Here is an 18,726-nt window from a genome sequence, read left to right on the forward strand (position 1 = left end):
TCCGGGATGACACGCACACCGACCCCGGCGCGCGGGTGTGCTGGATCACGCTCCCATCGCGAGCGGCGAGCCGATCACGGGCGCCCGCGGGCCGGCCCTCACACCGTGAGGAGGCCGATCCCCAGCGTGATGAGCCCGGCGATGAGCGACAGTGCGCCCAGGTAGAGGACCGCGATCCAGCGGCTCGGCCGCTCCCGGCCCTTTCCCATGGCGGAGAAGAAGAACCCGGCCGGCATGGCGATCGCCGCGACCAGCACCCCGGTGCCGGCGAGCCAGCGCCAGAACCCGGCCAGCGCCGTCGTCTCGGTGAGCAGCAGGCAGACCAGGCCGAACACGATGAGGACGCCGGCGTGGGCGTGCCCGGCGCGGTAGAACGCGGTCTGGAATCCGGTGGTGGGCACCTTGCCGGTGACCACCTTCATCAGGAAGTAGCCGCCACTGGTCACGGTCACGGCGGCGAGGATCGCAACGCCGGCCGTCGTCGTGGCGGCCTGGGACAACTCGATCATGGCGATCATCCGATCTCTGCTCCGGTTTACTAACATCGTTATCTAACGCTGTGAGAAAACCTGTGTCAAGCCCTAGACTCGACTCATGGCCCGCCCCCGCACCCATGACGAGACCCTCCGCACGAGCCTGCTCGAGCACGCCTCCAGGGCGCTCTCGGCCACGGGACCGGACGGCATGTCGCTGCGGGCGGTGACCGCCGCCGCCGGCACCACAACGGCCGCCGTCTACACCCTGTTCGGTGGGCGTGACGGGCTGATCGCGGCGGTCGTGGACGAGGGGTTCGAGCGGTTCGGCCGGCACCTGGCGGCCGTGCCCCGTACGGGCGACCCGGGCGCGGACCTGTTCGCACTCGGGCTGGCCTACCGCGAGAGCGCGTTGGCCGACCCGCACTTCTACCGGGTGATGTTCGCGGCCGACGGCGTCCGCCGGTCCAAGGACACCCTGGCCGAGCCGACCTTCGGTGTCCTGCGCGACGCCGTCGCCCGGCTTCCTTCTGACGCGGTCGGCGAGGCCGGGCCCGAGCCGATGGCCCTGCGCCTGTGGGGCCTCGTGCACGGACTGGTCAGCCTCGAGCTTGCCGGCCTGCTGCCGGGCGACGAGCGCGAGCACGCCCACCGCTACGCCGGGGCGCTCCGGCCCTCGGCACGATGAATCCCGGCAGGCGAGAACCCCGGCACTCGCGTACCGGGGTCCTCACACGTTCAGCGCCTCAGGCTCAGGCTTCGACGACGACCGGGATGATCATCGGCCGGCGGCGCAGGCGGGTCGAGGCCCAGCGACCCACGACCCGGCGGATGACCTGCTGCAACTGGTGAGCGTCCGCGGTGCCCCCGGCGGTCGCCTCGGACAGCGCCTTGGTCAGCTCGGGGACGATCTCGGCGAGCTTCGCGTCGTCCTCGGCCACCCCGCGGGCGTGCAGCTGCGGGCCGGAGACCACCTTGCCCGTCGAGGAGTCCACCACCGCGAAGATCGAGATGAAGCCCTCCTCGCCGAGGATCCGGCGGTCCTTGAGCTCGGCCTCGGTGACGCCACCGACGGAGGAGCCGTCCACGTACACGTAACCGCACGGCACCGCGCCGGCGATGCGCGCCTTGCCCTTGATCAGGTCGACGACCACGCCGTCCTCGGCGAGCACGACCCGCTCCGGCGGCACCCCGGTGGCGACGGCGAGCGCCCCGTTGGCGACCAGGTGGCGGATCTCACCGTGCACCGGCATCACGTTCTTCGGGCGCACGATGTTGTAGCAGTACAGCAGTTCGCCGGCGGAGGCGTGCCCGGAGACGTGCACGCGCGCGTTGGACTGGTGGATCACCTTCGCACCGAGCCGGATCAGGCCGTTGATGATCCGGAACACGGCGTTCTCGTTGCCCGGGATCAGCGAGGACGCGAGGATCACGGTGTCCCCCGGGCCGACCGAGACGCGGTGGTCCCGGTTCGCGATCCGGGACAGCGCGGCCATCGGCTCACCCTGCGAGCCGGTGCACATGAGCACCACCCGGTCGTCGGGCAGGTCGTCGATCTTCTTCACGTCGATGAGGACGCCGTCGGGAACGTGCAGGTAGCCGAGCTCGGCGGCGATGGTCATGTTCCGCACCATCGACCGGCCGACCAGCGCCACCCGGCGCCCGTGCGCGTTCGCGGCATCGAGGACCTGCTGCACGCGGTGCACGTGCGAGGAGAACGAGGCCACCACGATCCGGCCGTCGGCCCGCGTGAAGACCCCGTCCAGCACGGGTCCGATGTCCCGCTCGGACACGGTGAAGCCGGGCACCTCGGCGTTGGTGGAGTCGACCATGAACAGGTCGATGCCCTCCTCGCCGAGGCGGGCGAACGCGCGCAGGTCCGTGATCCGCCCATCGAGGGGCAGCTGGTCCATCTTGAAGTCGCCCGTGTGCAGGATCGATCCGGCCGGCGTCCGCACGGCCACCGCGAGCGCGTCCGGGATGGAGTGGTTCACGGCCACGAACTCAAGGTCGAACGCGCCGAACTTGCGCCGCTGGCCCTCGGAGACCGTCTGCAGGTTCGGGGTGATGCGGTGTTCCTTCAGCTTCGCCTCGAGGAACGCGAGGGTGAGCTGGGAACCCACCAGCGGGATGTCCCGCCGTAGCCGCAGCAGGTAGGGCACCGCGCCGATGTGATCCTCGTGGCCGTGCGTGAGCACGATCGCCTCGATGTCGTCCATGCGGTCGGAGATGTAGTCGAAGTCGGGCAGGATCAGGTCCACGCCGGGCTGGTGGTCCTCGGGGAACAGCACCCCGCAGTCGATGATCAGGAGCTTGCCGTCGTACTCGAACACCGTCATGTTGCGGCCGACCTCGCCGAGGCCCCCGAGGGGGACGATGCGAAGTGCGCCGGGCGCGAGCGGCCCGGGGAGCTGAAGGTCGGGGTGGGGATGGCTCATGTAGTGACTTCCTCAAGTAGTCCGTGGGCGCGCAAGACGGCGCGCAGGTCAGAGATCTCGGTGTCGCTCGGCTCCACGAGGGGCAAGCGGACGGTGGCGCGGGCAATGATGCCCTGCAGGGCGAGCGCGGCCTTGGCCATCACGGCCCCCTGGCCGCCGCCCATCAGTGCGTCCAGGACCGGCGTGAGGCCGGCGGACAGGTCGCGAGCCGTTGCGAGGTCGCCCGCGTCGATGGCGCGGACCATGTCGACGTAACGGCCGGCGACGACGTGCCCGACGACGCTCACCACGCCGGAGGCGCCGTGGGTCAGCCAGGCCAGGTTCAGCGCGTCGTCGCCGGAGTAGAACTCCAGGCCGGTTCGGCGCATCCGCTCGAACCCCTGGGCGACGTCACCGGTGGCGTCCTTGACGGCCAGCACCCGGGGGTGCTCGGCGAGCCGATCGAGGATCTCGTCGCCGATGGCGACGCCGGTACGGCCTGGGATGTCGTAGAGCATGACCGGCAGGTCGACGGAGTCGACCACGGCTCGGATGTGCTGGTAGACGCCCTCCTGCGAGGGCCGGTTGTAGTAGGGGCTCACCACGAGCAGGCCGTGGGCCCCGGTGCGCTGCGCGGCCTCGGCGATCCGGACCGCGTGCGCGGTGTCGTTCGAGCCCGCCCCCGCGATGATCATCGCCTCCGCACCGACCTCGTCGACGATCGCGGCGACCAGCTCGTCCTTCTCCGGCTGGTGCGTCGTCGGGGACTCCCCCGTGGTCCCGTTCAGGACCAGCGCATCGCAGCCCGACTTGACCAGGTGCCGGGCGAGTCGACGGGACGACGGGATGTCGATGCTGCCGTCGGAGTTCATCGGGGTGACCATCGCCACCGAGACGGACCCGAACGTGCGCGAAGGGCTCAGGCTGGGCATGGGATGACGGTACCGCTTGCGCGCCTCCGCAGGCGTATCGGACCACCGATCAGGTCCGCCGGCCGTGCCTGCTGGGCATCCTTGGACGCCACCGCGCCCGGTAGCGCCTAGCCTGGGTGGATGACTTCGCAGAGCTCCCACGGCGGACACTCCCACGGCCTCACGGCCGACGTCTCGGTCCGGCCCTCGCTGGCGGAGGACGCCGCGACCCTCGGCGCCATCCAGGTCGCGGCGTGGCGTGCGGCACACGCCACGGTCATCCCGGCGGAGGTCCTCGCCGGGCTCGAGCCGGACGTGTTCGCGGGCGCGTGGCGCTCGGCCATCACTGCCCCGCCGACGGCGAAGCACCGGTTGTTGACGGCGTGTGCCGGTCCCGAGGTGGTCGGCTTCGCAGCCCTCGCACCCGCCCCCGAATCGAACGACACCGGTGAGATCGTCGCCCTGTACGTGGACCCCGAGCACGTGCGCGAGGGGCACGGCTCGCGGCTGCTCGCCGCGTGCACCGACATCCTCGGCAGCACGAGCGCCAGCCTGGTGCGCACCTGGGTGCTCGAGGGCGACGCCGCCAGGGAGGACTTCCTGGGCACCGCCGGGTTCGAGCCGCTCGGGGTCCGGCGCGTGCTCGAGGTCGCGGGCACCCAGGTACCCGAGTCGGCCTGGGCCGCGACGCTCTGACGCGACCGAACAACCGATCCGGCGTCACCCGACGAAACCACCGACCGGCCCACGCCGGACCGCCGGAGCCAGCGACCGCCGTCGGGCAAGACGCCGGAGCCTCAACCGACCGCCCGAGTCGGCGACCGCCGTCGGGCGTGGGGCCTGAGACCTAACCGACCGCCGCGGTCCGGCCCGCCCCGAGCAGGTGGTCGCGCACCGCGCCCCAGCCGGCCAGCCGCTCCCGTACCGCGGGGTCGGTCTCGTCGGCGAGGGCCCGCTCCCGGGCCCGCTCGAGCAGGTCGTCGATCGCCACCGGCAGGCCGGCTCGCGCGGAGGAGATCGCGGCCTCGACCATGGCCAGGCTGAGCACGTTCTCGTGGATGTGCCCGCGCGGGCGGGGCGTGGTCGCCGGGGCATCGAGGGCCGACAGGAACGCGTCCCAGGCGCCGGCGATGCCGGACCTGGCCCGGCTCGCTCCCGCCGCCGAGGCACGCGGGTCGAGGTCCGGAGCCCCGTCGAGCACCGGCTCGGACTCGCCGTCCCAGAGCACCGTGCCGCCGGCGCCGTTCAGCCGCCAGGCACCGTTCCAGGACGTCTCGGCGCCGTCGCTGCACCAGCTGGCGTTGTAGGTGTACTGCGCACCGGAGTCCATCTCGAACGTCGCCACCGCGGCCGCGTCCCCGCGGTACCAGCTCCAGGGTGGGTTGAACGAGCGGCAGTACACGCTGACCGGTTCGGCGCCGAGCACGTAGCGAGCGGTGTCGAACGGGTGGATCGCCATGTCCAGCAGCAGGGGGTGGTCCATCTCCTCCCGGAAGCCGCCGAAGTGCGGTGCCCGGTAGAAGTCGGTCTGGCCGATCCCGAGCCCGCCGAGGCTCGCGCCGTGGGCCGCGAGCGCGTCCACGTGCGGGTTGTACCGGCGGGACTGGCTGACCAGCACGAGCCGGTCATAGACCTCGGCACCCGCGCACAGGGACAATGCCTGCGCGAGGGTCTGCGCCGCCGGCTTCTCCCCGATCACCGCGCAGCCGGCCCGCAGCGCGGTGGCGGTGACGGCGTGGTGCGCGGCCGGGATGGTGGCATCCATCACCACGTCCGCGCCGGTGGCCGCGATCAGGTCGGCCAGACCGGCAATGTCGGTGCCGACCAGCACGCCGGGTCCCTCGAGGGTCCCGGCCGCAGCGGCCGCGGCCGCCGCGTCGACGTCGAGGATGCCGACGACGCGGGCGCCCGGGGTCGCGGCGATGGTGTCGATCCACTTGCGGCCCATGTTGCCCGCGCCCGCCACGACCACCCGGCGCTCGGACGTAGCGGTCATCGCACCGGCTCGGGCGTGCTCGTGAGGGCGGACCAGTCCTGCTGCTCCCCCACCCGGACCAGACCCGGCAACGTTCGCTGCGACACCTCCGGGCGGGCCCAGTCGACGGCGTTGGCGATCACGCGGCGGACGTCGCGGTGGTGGTACACGGGGTACTCCTGGTCGCCGGGTGAGAAGTAGAAGATCTTCCCACGCCCGCGGCGGTACACCAGCCCGCTGCGGAACACCTCGCCGCCGGCGAACGTGCTCAGGAACACCGTCTCGTCCGGCACCGGCACGTCGAAGAACTCTCCGTACATCTCCTGGGCGTCGATGACGATCGGGTGCGGCACCCCGGCCGCGATCGGGTGGTCGGGTGCGACGGTCCAGACGAGTTCCCGCTCCGCGTCGTTGCGCCACCGCAGGCTGCAGGTCGTGCCCATCAGCCGCTTGAAGATCTTCGAGAAGTGCCCGGAGTGCAGCACCACCAGGCCCATCCCGGCCAGCACGTGCTGCTGGACCCGGTCGACCACCTCGTCGGAGACCTCCCGGTGCGCCTTGTGCCCCCACCAGGTGAGCACGTCGGTGGCGGCGAGGACCTCCTCGGTGAGCCCGTGCTCCGGGTCGTCGAGGGTGGCGGTGCCGACCTCGACGGGCACCTGCGCCTGTTCTGTGATGCCGGCCGCGATCGCCCCGTGCATCCCATCCGGGTAGAGCGCGGCCACATGCTCCTCGAGCTGCTCGTGCCGGTTCTCGCCCCAGACGAGCACGCGGAGCGGGGTATCGGATTCGGTCATGGGTGTTCCCTTCGGTTTGCGGGCCGGCGAGCGTGCTCAGCCCTTGATGGCGCCGATCATGACGCCGCTGGAGAAGTGCCTCTGGACGAACGGGTAGACGATCAGCACCGGCACCATGGCCAGCACCACGACGGCCATCTGGATCGCGAGGCCGGCCGTCTGGCCCCCGTCGAGGCTGGACGGGTCGAACGTGGTGCCCGGCACCGCCTGCCCCTGGAGCACGTAGGAGCGCAGCACCAGCTGCAGCGGCCACTTGGCCGAGTCGTTGATGTAGAGCACCGCGTTGAAGAACGCGTTCCAGTAGGCGACCCCGTAGAACAGGCCGACCACCGCGATCACGGCCTTGGACAGCGGCAGCACGATCTGGCCGAGGATGCGCCACTCGCTGGCGCCGTCGATCCGGGCGCTGTCGAGGATGCCCCGGTCGATGTTCATGAAGAAGTTCCGCATGATCAGGATGTTGAACGCGGAGACGGCGGTGGGCAGGATCAGCGCCCACAGCGAGTCGATCAGGCCGAGCCCGGCCACGACCAGGTAGGTCGGGATCATCCCGGCCCCGAAGAACATGGTGATGAGCAGCATGAACAGGATCGGCCGGTGGCCGAGGGACCCGGGCCGGGACAGCCCGTAGGCGGTGAGGATCGCCACCGCCAGGCTGAGCGCCGTCCCGACCGCGGTGACGAACACGCTCACCCCGACCGCGCGGGTGACCACGCCGCCGGCGATGATGTCGGTGTAGGCCTTGAAGGTCAGTTCACCGGGCACCAGGACCAGGCCGCCGGCGTCGTTGATCGCCGCCTGGGTGGACAGGCTGGTGACCACGACCGTCCACAGCGGCACGAGCACGGCCAGCACGATCAGGGTCAGGGCGGTCGTCTTGGCGGTCTTGGCGACCGGGCCCGGCTCCGCCTCGTACGGCGGCCGATCGGGGTGCCGACGGCGGCGCCCGGGTCCACGTGCCGCGGCACCTCCCGGGCCGCTCGCCCGGGCGGACGTTCTGGGGACTGTCGTGGTCATCGTTGGTACACCCCTGCCTCACCGAACACGTGCGCGATCTTGTTGGCCCCGAGCACCAGGATCAGGCTCACGGTGCCCTTGATCAGGCCGGCCGCGGCCGCATAGCTCCAGTCGCCGTAGACGATGCCCGAGTAGTACACGAACGTGTCCAGCACCTCGGCGGCCCCGGCGCCGACGGCGTCGCGCTGCAGGATCAACTGCTCGAACCCGACCGTCAGGGCGTCGCCGAGCCGCAGGATCAGGAGCAGGATGATCACCGGCCGGAGCGCCGGCAGGGTCACGTGCCAGATCCTTCGCCAGGCCCCCGCGCCGTCCACGGCGGCCGCCTCGTACTGCGAGCGGTCCACCGTGGACAGCGCCGCGAGGAACACGATCATGCCCCAGCCGGCGTCCTTCCAGACCTGCTGGGAGGTGATCAGGAGCAGGAACGTGTCCGGGTTCGTCATGACCTCGACGGCCTCGAGCCCACGGGAGCGCAGGAACTGGTTCACCAGCCCGGCGCCGCCGAGGATCTGCTGGAAGATCGAGACGACGATGACCCACGAGAAGAAGTGCGGCAGGTACACGATCGACTGGATCGCGGTACGGACCCGCCGGGTGAGCACGCTGTTCAGCAGGATCGCCATCGCGATCGGCACCGGGAAGAAGAACACCAGCTGGAACCCGGTGATGATCAGCGTGTTGCTGACCGCGTGCCAGAACCGTGGGTCGGCGACGACCCGCTGGAAGTTCCACCAGCCGACGAAGTCCGAGCCGAGGATCCCCACGTAGGGCGAGTAGTCCATCCAGGCGATGACGTTTCCGAGCATCGGGGCGTACATGAACACCGCGAGCAGGATGATCACCGGCGCGCACATGAGCAGCAGCGGATAGTCCTCGCGCAGCCGGGACAGGGACGGGCGCTTGCGGCGCGGTGCGGTCCTCACCTCCGGAGCCGGCGCGGCGGCCCGCTCGCGCCGCCGCGCCGCCTGCGGGGCAGCCGTCACTGCTCGTCCAGGTACTCGGCGTAGAACTCGCGCAGCTGCTCACCACCGGCCGAGCGCCAGTTCTCGACCGCCGCGTCCAGGGCCGAGATGTCGCTGCGGCCACGCGCGATGTCCATCTCGAGGTCGATGAAGGGCTGCTCGAGAGCCCCGAACTCCGGCGGCTCCACGATCTGCTGGGTGTAGAACACCGGGTCGACGGCGTACTCCATCGCGCCGGCCATCCAGGTGGCGAAGTCCTCGACGTAGGAGGGGTACTGCACCTGGGAGGCGACGATCGGCGGCCGGGTGATCCAGGTGTAGGTCCGCGCCACCTCGCGCAGTCCGGTCTCGTTGAGCGTCGGCACGTTCGCCTCGTCGAGGTCGTGGTGCACGCCCTCGGCGCCGTACTCGAGGAGCATCTGCTCCTTCGTGCCGAACGGGGCCGCGAAGTAGTTCGCGAGGGCGAGCTGCTCCTCGAGGCGCTCGGTGTCGTCGGTCTGCTTGATGAAGGTGAACAGGTTCGACGGGGTGCCCTTGAAGATCACGGGCGTCCCGCCGTCGCCGGCGAACGCCGGGACCGGCTGCTGGTTGTAGCCGGGGTTGCCGGCGTAGGCCTCCCGGGTCGCACTCAGCCAGCCACCCGCGCCGTCGGGCGTGATGAGGACCTCGCCGGAGATGAACCGCTGCCGTGCCTGCTGTTCGTTACCTGCGACCGCGTCCGGGTGGACCACGCCCGCCGCGAACAGCTCCGCCTGGAACTCCAGTGCTTGGCGGTACGCCTCGCTCTCCACCCGGTGCACCAGGTTGCCGCCTTCGAGGATCCACTTGTCCGGGACCCGGAACATGAGCTGGGCTCCGGCCCACATGTCGTTCATGGCCCAGCGGTTCGCGCCGGGGTCGGTCAGCTCGAGGGCGAGGTCGAGGAACTCCTGTGCGTTCGCCGGCGCCACCTCGATGCCGAGCTCCGAGGTGAGGTCGTGCCGGTAGAAGATCACCGAGTTGATCAGGTCGCTCGGGTACGGCAGGCCGTACAGCTTGCCGTTGAAGACGCAGCAGCGCCACGCATCCGAGGAGATGTTGGCCAGGTTCGGGTACTTCGAGATCTTGTCCCCGGCCAGGTAGGGCGTCAGGTCGGCGAACAGGTTCTCGGCCGCCTGACCGAAGCGCGGCGGCAGGGTCCAGGACGGGATGGTGACGAAGTCGGGCACGCTGGACTCGGCGGCCAGCACCGCCTGGAGCTTCTCGCCGTAGGCGTTGCCGTCGGTGATCTGGAACCGGAAGTCGGCGTTGATCTCCTCGTTCACGGTGACCATGTAGCTGTTGTCCGGAAGGCCGGGTGGCACCGTGGACCACAGCGGGGTCATCGCGGTGAAGGAGCTGCCGCGGCCGGGAACCTCCTCCACCGAAGCCACGAACTCGTCCGGGAAGCTCAGGTAGCCGGGGGTCGAGCCGTCGACGCTCGGGAAGTCCGGGGTGACGATGTCCCGCGGGATGTAGTCCGGGATCACCGAGTCGACGTCGACGGCAGCGCCGCCGCCGGACGGGCCCGATTCGGATCCCGTGGGGCCGGAGCCGCACGCGGCGAGCAGCGGCACGGCTGCGGCGCTGCCCGCGGCCAGGGTGAGGAACGAACGCCGAGCGATACGCGTCGGTTGGCGGGGATTCATCTGTGGATCACCTTCACTTCGTCGTGGCGTGGGGTCTGCGAACCGCTCGGACGCCGAACGGACTGTCGAAGCGGTTCGCTGATAGTTTGCAGTCGCAATGTAATCTTGTCAAACAAGTTCTCTGGCAAGCCAAGATCTACACACACCGTCACGCGAAGGAGCGCACACCTCATGACCGGCGCCGCATCCGATCCCTGGTTCACCCAGGTCCGCCGCTGGGGTCAGACGAACCTCACCGAACTGGACCCCACGCGGTACCCCAACGACCTCTGGCGCGAACAGTGGCGGACCACCGGGATCGACGCGGTGATCGTCAACGCCGGTGGCATCGTCGCCTACTACCCCACCGCCATCGAGGATCACGCCCGCGCCCGGCATCTCGGCGACCGGGACCTCTTCGGTGAGGTCGTCGCCGATGCCCGGGCGGCCGGCCTGGCCGTCGTGGCGCGGATGGACTCCTCCCGGGTGGGTGCCGACGCCGCGGCGCGCCGGCCCGAGTGGCTGGCCCGCGATGGGTCGGGAGCGCCGTACCGAGCCGGCGACCTGACGGTGGCGTGCGTGAACAGCCCGTACTACTCCGAGCACCTGCCGGCCGTGCTCGCGGAGATCATCACGGCCTACCGGCCCGACGGCTTCGCCGACAACAGCTGGGCGGGCCTGGACCGCCGTCGGGTCTGCCACTGCGAGCACTGCCGTACGGGCTTCCGCGACGCGACCGGGTTCGCCCTGCCCACCGTGATCGACCATACGGATGCCACCTACCGGTCCTGGTACCGCTGGAACGTGGCCCGCCGGAGCCGGATCTGGACCGAGAACGCCCGGATCGTGCGTGACCTCGGCGGCGCGGACTGCCTCTGGCTGGGCATGCTGCCCGGCTCGGTCACCGCCCAGGTGGACCGGTTCATCGACGCCCGCGCCCTGCTCTCCGACGCCCGCCTCGCGCTGCTGGACCACCAGTTCCGGGGCCGGCGAGGCTTCGAGGACAACGCCGAGACCGGGCGCAGGCACACCGAGCTGATGCCCGCCGGGTCCGTCCTGGCCGAGTCGATGGCGATGTACCGGTCGGGCAACCCGGTGTTCCGGCTCGCGTCCGTGCCCGCCGGCGAGGCGACCCTGTGGATGGCGGCGGGCGCCGCGGGCGGCATCGACCCGTGGTGGCACCACATCGGCGCGGTCCATGGCGACCGGCGCCAGTACGACCGGGCCGGGAAGCACTTCGCGTGGCACCGGCGCAACGAGGCCCACCTGCGTGACCGCACCCCGGTGGCCCGGGTGGCGCTGGTCTGGTCGGAGCTGAATGCCGCCGTGTACGGCGGGGAGGACGCCGTCTCCCGCACGACGACCCCGGCGGACGGGTTCCGCCGGGCCCTGCTCACGGCCCGGATCCCGGCCACCCCCCTGCACATCGACGACCTGGCGGCTCGGGGGCATCGGTTCACCACGGTGGTGCTGCCGCAGCTGGCCGTGCTCACCGCCGCGCAACGCGACGCCGTCGCCTCGTTCGTCGCGGCGGACGGCAACCTGATCGCCTCCGGACCGCTCGGCGCCCTCGACGAGAACGGGGACCCGGCTCCGGCCGGACCGCTCGCCGAGATCCTCGGCACCCGCCCGCTCGGCACGGCCAGCGGGCAGACGGGCCCGCACACCGGCGGCTTCGAGGACGCCCGCCGGCACACCTACCTCGAGCGGACCACCGACTGGCCCGAGTCGGCCGCGGCCATCTGGTCCGCGCTCGCCGGTACCGACCTGATCGGTTTCGGCGGCCGCCTGGACCACGTGACGGCCCAGCCCGGCGCGCACGTTCTGGCCACCGCAGTCCCGGCCTTCGGTGTCTACCCACCCGAGACCTCGTGGCGTCCGCCCGTGTCGGAGCCGGCACTGCCTGCGATCGTGGTCACCGAGGGTACGGGCGGGCGCGGGCGCACCGTCCACCTCGCCGCCGACCTCGACCGGTGCGCGGGCCGCAACGATCTCGCCGACCACCACCACCTGCTCGCCGGCCTCGTCCGGTGGACCCTCCAGGGACCCGAGCCCGTGCTCCTGGAGGGACCGGGCCGGATCGACCTGCGGCCGTACCGGCAGGGCGAGCGGTGGGTGATCCACCTCCTGGACGCCGGCCGCTCGGAGGCCACCCCCGGCACCGTCGAGGACCTGTGGAGCATCGGGCCGTACCGGCTCGGGGTCCATGACCCGGACGGGGCGCTCACCCATGCCCACGGCCTCGTCTCCGGGGACCCGTTGGTGACCCGGCGGGACGGGCCTCGCCTCTGGGTGTCGATACCCGCCCTGACCGGCCACGAGGTGATCGTGGTGACACCCGGTGCCCAGGAGTCTCTCGGCACCGGCGGGACGGCGCGCGGGGCCGGGTCGCCGCGCGGAAAATAGAGGCGGGACATGTCGGTGGCTGGACGTAACCTCGGGGGCGATGATCGACGCACCACACACCCCCGAGACCGCGCCCGTTCCCGAGGCGTCGCCGCTGCCTGCCCCGGTCCCGACCGACCCGGCTCGCCGGCTCGACTGGCGGCGCCTGCGTCGGCCTGCGGCTGCCATCGCCCTGGTCGCGCTCACGATCGGCGCCCTCGGCCAGGTGCTCGGCACGGCTGCGGCCGGCCGGTTGGCCGAGAACGCCACGCTCGCGGGGCTCGCGCTGCTCGCGCTGTGCGTGGTGGGCGGCGCGCTGCTCGACGGCGTCGGCCAGGTGATCTGGGCAGGTGTGGTGGACCGGGCCGAAGGAAAGCTCCGTAGCGACCTGCTCAGCGCGGCCCTGCGTCAGCCGCTCGCTGCGCTCTCCGAGCAGGCCGTGGGCGAGGTACTCGACCGGGTCGACGACGACACCCACGCCGTCGGGACCCTGGTGCGCCGTCAGCTCTGGGGCGCGGGTCGCACCGTCGCCGGCACCGTGCCCATGTGGATCGTCGCCGGCCTCACCTGGTGGCCGTCGTGGTTCCTGTTCCCGCTGCTCGCCGTGGTCGTCTGGTTCGTGACCCGGAAGATGCTCGACGAGATCGCACGCCGCAAGGTGATCGAGGAGATGGCCTGGACCGACCACGCCGCGGCATTCGAGGAGGCCGTCGCCGCCCGCAACGACCTGCGCACGAGCCTCGGTCAGGCGTTCGCGGTGCGCCGCCTGGCTCAGCTCTCGGCGCTCGTCCACGACAAGTTCCACAAGGTGGTGCGGGTCGAGGAGCGGCTGATCCGGCGGGCCGGCCTGCTGACCTACTCGCTGCTGGCCGCGATCGCCGTGGTCAGCGCGGTGATCGCTGCCGACGGTGGCCTGTCCGTGCAGCAGTTGGTGACGCTGTTCCTGGTCACCGCGATGTTCATCGGACAGATCGACAACCTGGTCCACCACCTGCCCGATATCCAGGAAGGGCTCGGCGCGGTGCTGCGGTTGCGGCAGATGCTGGCCCTGGAGCCCGAACCCGAGGGCGGGGACGACGTCCCGGCCGGGTCGCTCGACCTGACCTTGCGCGACCTGGAGTTCTCCTACGCCGAGGGCACCTTCGCGCTCAGCGGCGTCGACCTGCGGGTCCCGGCGGGCGAGACGGTCGCGCTCGTGGGCCGGACCGGCTCCGGCAAGTCGACGCTGGCCGCGCTGCTGTCCCGGGCCGTGGAGCCGGAGCGTGGCATGGTGTTCCTCGGTGGCGCCGACGTCCGCGACCTCGACCTGCAGAAGCTGCGTCGCGCCGTCGGGGTGGTCACCCAGCGCACGGAGATACTGGCCGGGACGCTTGCCGAGAACATCGCGCTGTTCGCCGACGTCCCGCGCAAGGACATCGAAGCGGCGGTCCGTGAGCTCGGGCTGACCGACTGGGCGTCCGGTATGCCCGATGGCCTGGACACCCTCCTCGGCCCCGGTGGTACCACGCTGTCCGCCGGCGAGGAGCAGCTGGTCGCGTTCGCACGTCTGCTCGTCCGGGACGTGCAACTGGTGGTCCTTGACGAGGCCACCGCCCGGATGGACCCGCTCACCGAGGCCCGCGTGGTGGCCGCGTCGGACCGTCTGCTCAGCGGGCGCACCGGCGTCCTGGTCGCCCACCGTCTCGGCACCATCGAGCGAGCCGGGCTGGTGGCCGTGCTCGATCACGGCCGGGTGGTGCAGCAGGGACCGCGCGCCGAGCTCGCCCGGACGCCGGGCCCGTTCCGCACGCTGGTGGAGGCCGGCGCGAGCGACGGCTCGCTGGACGACGAGGACTACGAGAAGGACGGTGCCTCCGACAACAAGCTCGACGCCAACCGGGCCGACGCCGGCGCCGGCGCGGAATCAGGCGACACGCTCCAGCTGAGCGCAACCGACGAGGAGATGTCAGCGCGTTCCGGTGGTGGGCCGAGCGCGCCGAACGCTGCGGAGTCGGTCGGCGGACGCCGCCGGACCGGCACCCCGCCGGACGTCCCCGAGCCCGGCACGGGGCCCAGCCTGGCCCGCGGCATCCTCAACGCCATGCTGGTGCGGCCGCGGTGGGGGCTGTTCGCCGCCCTCCTGTTCCTGCTGGCGAGCCTCGTCGCGGCGCAGGGTGCGCTCAGCGGCTACCTCTGGGGCCGCACGGTCCAGCAGGTCCAGACCGGCACGGTTCCCGTGGTGCTCGTCGTGGCGCTCGCGGTGCTGCTGCTCTCGCAGCCGCTGATCCTGTCCCGAGCCATCGGCCTGTACCCGCGCTGGTGGGTCGAGGTCCTGCTGCGGATCCGGATGACCGTCATGTACGGACAGACCCGGCAGCACCGGCTGCCCGCCACGCCGCCGGGCGAGGTCGTGGCCCGAGCGATGGACGCGGACCGGTTCGCCCGGTACGCGGACCGGTGGGTCGACTTCGTCAACGGTCTCCTGATCGTGGTGGTGACCGCGCTGATCAGCGGGACCTGGACCGCGGGCGCCGTGCTCCTGGCCGTGATGGTGGTCTCCGCCGCGGCCTCGGCGATCGGCAGGCCGATCGCGGGCCGCTCGGCGACCGCGTCGTCCGCGGCCCGGGCCCGCTTCGGCCGGGCCCTCGTCTCCGCGCTGGACTCGGCCCGCACGGTGAAACTCGCAGCCCGCACCCCGGACGTGCGCCGGCACCTCGGCGAGGTGGACTCGGGCCGGGTGCGTGCGGCGATCTTCGAGCACCGCGTCCAGGCCGTGCTCGACTCGGTCCCGATGGTCACCCTCTACCTGGGCGTCGTCGTGGCGTGGGGGTTCCTGCTCACCGGCCGGTGGGACCTGGCCACCACCCTGCTCGTCGCCAACGCCGTGATGGGGTTCGCGTGGTTCGGGGTCGTCGCCGGCGCCGTGATCACCGAAGCGCCGGGCACCCGGGCGTGGCAGGTCGCCACCGCGCGGTTCGCCGACGGCGCCGACCTGGTGGCCGCCCGGACCGGGGTCGACCTGGTCACCGGCGCCGCGCCCGCGCCCACGGCGCCCCAGCACGAACCGCTCGAGCGCCTCGAACTGCGCCACCTGAGTGCGGTGCACGACGACGGCACGATCGGCGTCTACGACGTCGACCTCGAGATCCGGCGGGGCGAGCTCGTCCTGCTGCTCGGGCAGGTCGGCTCGGGCAAGTCGTCCCTGCTCTCCTCGCTCGCCGGCCTGGTGGAGCACACCGGTGACGTCCGGTGGAACGGGGTCGCGGTGAGCGACGCGCAGGCGTTCCTACGGCCGGCCCAGGTCGCGCACGTGGCTCAGGTGCCGCGGGTGCTGTCCGGCACGTTCTCCGACAACGTCCGCCTGGACCACGCCCGTGACCTCGACGGCCCGATCCGCGGCGCGCGGCTGACGCAGGACGTGGAGGAGGCGGGTGGGCCCCACGCACTGGTGGGGCACCGCGGCGTGCGCCTGTCCGGCGGTCAGGTGCAACGCCTCGCACTCGCGCGCGCCCTCGCCGCGGACACCGAGCTCCTGCTCGCCGACGACGTCTCCAGCGCCTTGGACGCCACGACCGAGATCGAGCTGTGGGCCGCCCTGCGCGAACGGGGCACCACCGTGGTCGGCGCGACGTCGAAGCGAGCCGCCCTGGCTCGGGCGGACCGCGTCGTGGTGCTGGTCGACGGCACCGTGGCCGAGGTTGGACCCTGGGACCAGCTCGCGCCGAGGTGGAGCCACCTCGCCGGTTGAGGCTCGGCCCGGGTGATCCCGCCGACCGGGATCGGCCCTCACGACCGACGCGGAGCGATCTATCTCACATCCGGGAACCGAGATGCCCACAGCCTCGTTCTAGGTCACGAACTGGTCACGAGCGACTGCTAATATCGGCGCGCTCCCCCGCCGTCAGTGGGGGCACGACCCCACCGACGGACCGAGAGGAAACCCCCGGCATGCTCAAGCGAGCCGACCGTAACTCCAGCCACCCCGCAGCCTCGTCCCTTGGCTATCTGATCTTCCTGTCCCGATGGCTGCAGGCGCCGCTGTACCTGGGCCTGATCGTGGCTCAGGCAGCGTACGTATGGATGTTCATGCAGGAGCTGTGGCACCTGATCACCGAGGTCTTCTCCGGCCACCCGATGGAGGAGGCGGACACCATGCTGATCGTGCTCGGACTCGTGGACGTCGTGATGATCTCGAACCTCCTGATCATGGTGATCATCGGCGGGTACGAGACGTTCGTCTCGCGGATCCGGCTCGACGACCACCCGGATCAGCCGGAGTGGCTCTCCCACGTGAACGCGAACGTGCTGAAGACGAAGCTCGCGATGTCGATCATCGGGATCTCCTCGATCCATCTGCTCCGCACGTTCATCGAGAGCAACAACACCCGACCCGAGGTGATGCTCTGGCAGACCGTCATCCACATCGCGTTCATCCTCTCGGCGCTCGCACTGGCGTGGATCGACCGGATGTCGCTCACCTCCCACCAGCGGGCCGCGCACGCACGGTCCGCGGCCGGCGCAGCCGCTCCGGCCGACGATCCGGCCGACGGTCGGCCTCTCGAGTCCCAGCACTGAGCCGCCGCGGCCTCATCCGTCTGGATGAGGACGGCGGCTCGCCAGGACTGTCCGACGACCACCCGGATGAGCGCCGTCCACCCTTGGGGGGAGGCCAGGATCGTCCGGGCGACGGACGCGCCGCAACGGCAAGATTCCTAGGCTGGAGCCATGAGCCAGACCAGAATCCCAGGCACTCGGCAGCCCACCGTGATCTCGCCGCGCGGCTCCTGGCTGGGCACCGGCACCGGGCTCGGCATGGCCGTGGGCGTGGCGCTCGGCAACATCGTCGTGGACATCGCGGTAGGGGTCGCGGCAGGCGCGTTGCTCGGGATCGGGCTGGGCATCGTCCTGGAGCGCGCGGACCGCCGGCGGCGTGACCGGGAGCACCTGATCGCGGCCTCCGCCACCGAGGCGGCGGCAGCCGGTCCGGGTGCCGCGGAAACGGCGCCGAACGATCCGGCCCCGACCCGTGGCGTCGACGTGGCGACCTCATTCACGACGGCGAGCTGACCGCCGTCGGGCACCGACACCGTCGGTAGGAGCACCGTCAGGCGGTCGGGGCGTCCACCACCGGCGGGAGTCCGAAGGTCTCGAACAGCGAGGTGTCGAAGAACGCGGCGACGTGCCGCACGCCCCCGCCGGAGCACTCGACCACGTGAAGGTGGAACGGGTGATGGCGGCCGTCCTCGCCGCGCATGTAGAGCCCGTAGGCCGGCTGCCCGTTCGCCCGGGTGGGCACCAGCAGCATGTCCCCCGGCCCGGAGGCCGGGCACTGGGTGGCGATCAGCTCACCGATGGTCTCCGGACCGGTGTACCAGCCCTCGAACGGCGGCATCTCCCAGACCGCGTCCGCGGTGAAGAGCTCCACCAGGCCCGCGATGTCGTAACGCTCGAACCCGTCGACATAGCGGGCCAGCAGCTCCCGCTCGGCGGCGGAGTGCGGCTCGAGCGCGTCCTCTCGCGTCGGCGCGGCCTGCGCCACCTTCTCCCGGGCCCGCTGCAGCAGACTGTTCACGGCGGCGACGCTCTGACCGGTCGCCTCTGCGACCTCGGCGGCACGCCACGCCAGGACGTCCCGCAGGATCAGCACGGCACGCTGCCGCGGCGGCAGGAGCTGCAGCGCGGCCACGAAGGCCAGTCGCACCGATTCCCGGGACTCGGCCACGTCCCCCGGGTCGTCGTGACCGAGCGCACCGTCCGGGGCCGGCTCGAGCCAGAGGATGTCCTGCTCCACCAATGGCGCGTCGGCGGCGGTGCTCGGAGCACCGAGCCCGGTCGGCAGCGGCCGGCGCTGCCGCGACTCCAGCGCGGACAGGCAGGTGTTCGTCGCGATCTTGTGGATCCAGGTCCGTACCGAGGAGGCGCCGGCGAACCGGGCGTAGCCGCGCCACGCGCGCAGCATGGTCTCCTGGGCGAGGTCCTCGGCATCGTGGACCGAGCCCATCATCCGGTAGCAGTGGGCGAAGATCTCGCGCTCGTAAGGAGCGATGATCTCGGCGAACTCGGCATCGACAGATCGCGTCGTTGACATGATCGGAATGCTAACCCCGACCCCCGACACCCGAACAGGGCAATCCCGGTCCGGTCCGACCGCCGGGGTCATC

15 protein-coding genes are annotated in these 18,726 nt (G+C 71.5%); 6 read left to right on the forward strand and 9 right to left on the reverse strand.

Annotation, left to right across the window (positions count from 1 at the left end; translation table 11 throughout):
- Positions 1 to 98: 98 nt before the first annotated feature.
- On the reverse strand, positions 99 to 518 hold the full coding sequence (locus KCQ71_RS07135) for a hypothetical protein (RefSeq protein WP_223404312.1): 420 nt from the start codon (positions 516 to 518) through the stop codon (positions 99 to 101).
- Positions 519 to 594: 76 nt separating this feature from the next.
- Between KCQ71_RS07135 and KCQ71_RS07140 the strand changes: the two genes are divergently transcribed.
- A complete protein-coding gene (locus tag KCQ71_RS07140; RefSeq protein WP_223404314.1) occupies positions 595 to 1,161 on the forward strand; it encodes a TetR/AcrR family transcriptional regulator in 567 nt (188 codons plus the stop codon).
- A 64-nt stretch (positions 1,162 to 1,225) separates the two neighbouring features.
- On the opposite strand, the gene KCQ71_RS07145 is transcribed toward KCQ71_RS07140, so the two are convergent.
- Complete coding sequence (locus tag KCQ71_RS07145; protein ID WP_223404316.1) at positions 1,226 to 2,911, reverse strand: ribonuclease J; 1,686 nt, start codon at positions 2,909 to 2,911, stop codon at positions 1,226 to 1,228.
- Complete coding sequence (gene dapA, locus KCQ71_RS07150) at positions 2,908 to 3,822, reverse strand: 4-hydroxy-tetrahydrodipicolinate synthase (protein ID WP_223404318.1); 915 nt, start codon at positions 3,820 to 3,822, stop codon at positions 2,908 to 2,910. The genes KCQ71_RS07145 and dapA overlap by 4 nt, the downstream gene beginning before the upstream one ends.
- 120 nt (positions 3,823 to 3,942) lie before the next feature.
- Between dapA and KCQ71_RS07155 the strand changes: the two genes are divergently transcribed.
- Complete coding sequence (locus tag KCQ71_RS07155; RefSeq protein WP_223404320.1) at positions 3,943 to 4,497, forward strand: GNAT family N-acetyltransferase; 555 nt, start codon at positions 3,943 to 3,945, stop codon at positions 4,495 to 4,497.
- Between the two features lie 151 nt (positions 4,498 to 4,648).
- On the opposite strand, the gene KCQ71_RS07160 is transcribed toward KCQ71_RS07155, so the two are convergent.
- Genes KCQ71_RS07160 through KCQ71_RS07180 form a run of 5 tightly spaced genes read right to left on the reverse strand, consistent with a single transcriptional unit; the run spans position 4,649 to position 10,222 of the window.
- Complete coding sequence (locus KCQ71_RS07160; RefSeq protein WP_223404322.1) at positions 4,649 to 5,797, reverse strand: Gfo/Idh/MocA family protein; 1,149 nt, start codon at positions 5,795 to 5,797, stop codon at positions 4,649 to 4,651.
- On the reverse strand, positions 5,794 to 6,573 hold the full coding sequence (locus KCQ71_RS07165; protein ID WP_223404324.1) for a ThuA domain-containing protein: 780 nt from the start codon (positions 6,571 to 6,573) through the stop codon (positions 5,794 to 5,796). Before KCQ71_RS07165 ends, KCQ71_RS07160 begins: the two co-directional genes overlap by 4 nt.
- Before the next feature lie 36 nt (positions 6,574 to 6,609).
- Positions 6,610 to 7,590: a carbohydrate ABC transporter permease gene (locus tag KCQ71_RS07170; protein ID WP_223404326.1), complete on the reverse strand. Its 981-nt coding sequence runs from the start codon at positions 7,588 to 7,590 to the stop codon at positions 6,610 to 6,612.
- Positions 7,587 to 8,576 (reverse strand): ABC transporter permease, encoded by a 990-nt coding sequence (locus KCQ71_RS07175; RefSeq protein WP_372453953.1) that lies wholly within the window; start codon positions 8,574 to 8,576, stop codon positions 7,587 to 7,589. Before KCQ71_RS07175 ends, KCQ71_RS07170 begins: the two co-directional genes overlap by 4 nt.
- Entirely contained in the window at positions 8,573 to 10,222 is a 1,650-nt protein-coding gene (locus tag KCQ71_RS07180) for an extracellular solute-binding protein (RefSeq protein WP_223404329.1), read from the reverse strand. Before KCQ71_RS07180 ends, KCQ71_RS07175 begins: the two co-directional genes overlap by 4 nt.
- A 171-nt stretch (positions 10,223 to 10,393) precedes the next feature.
- On the opposite strand from KCQ71_RS07180, the gene KCQ71_RS27215 reads away from it, so the two are divergent.
- The 4 genes from KCQ71_RS27215 to KCQ71_RS07200 all read left to right on the forward strand — a co-directional run bounded on the left by KCQ71_RS27215 (position 10,394) and on the right by KCQ71_RS07200 (position 17,632).
- The gene (locus tag KCQ71_RS27215; RefSeq protein ID WP_283248621.1) at positions 10,394 to 12,607 is read left to right on the forward strand and encodes an alpha-amylase family protein; all 2,214 of its coding nucleotides are present in this window, start codon (positions 10,394 to 10,396) and stop codon (positions 12,605 to 12,607) included.
- Between the two features lie 40 nt (positions 12,608 to 12,647).
- A complete protein-coding gene (locus tag KCQ71_RS07190; RefSeq protein WP_223404331.1) occupies positions 12,648 to 16,313 on the forward strand; it encodes an ATP-binding cassette domain-containing protein in 3,666 nt (1,221 codons plus the stop codon).
- Positions 16,314 to 16,513: 200 nt separating this feature from the next.
- Positions 16,514 to 17,140 carry a TIGR00645 family protein gene (locus KCQ71_RS07195; protein ID WP_223404333.1) on the forward strand — a complete coding sequence of 209 codons (627 nt, stop codon included), beginning with the start codon at positions 16,514 to 16,516 and terminating at the stop codon, positions 17,138 to 17,140.
- Between the two features lie 150 nt (positions 17,141 to 17,290).
- The gene (locus KCQ71_RS07200) at positions 17,291 to 17,632 is read left to right on the forward strand and encodes a hypothetical protein (RefSeq protein ID WP_223404335.1); all 342 of its coding nucleotides are present in this window, start codon (positions 17,291 to 17,293) and stop codon (positions 17,630 to 17,632) included.
- Between the two features lie 37 nt (positions 17,633 to 17,669).
- Here KCQ71_RS07200 and KCQ71_RS07205 read toward each other — a convergent pair whose 3' ends face one another.
- Positions 17,670 to 18,653 carry a sigma-70 family RNA polymerase sigma factor gene (locus KCQ71_RS07205; protein ID WP_283248622.1) on the reverse strand — a complete coding sequence of 328 codons (984 nt, stop codon included), beginning with the start codon at positions 18,651 to 18,653 and terminating at the stop codon, positions 17,670 to 17,672.
- Positions 18,654 to 18,726 lie beyond the last annotated feature (73 nt).

The organism is Occultella gossypii, assembly GCF_019947135.1.
In the GTDB taxonomy this organism is placed as follows: Bacteria; Actinomycetota; Actinomycetes; order Actinomycetales; family Beutenbergiaceae; genus Occultella; species Occultella gossypii.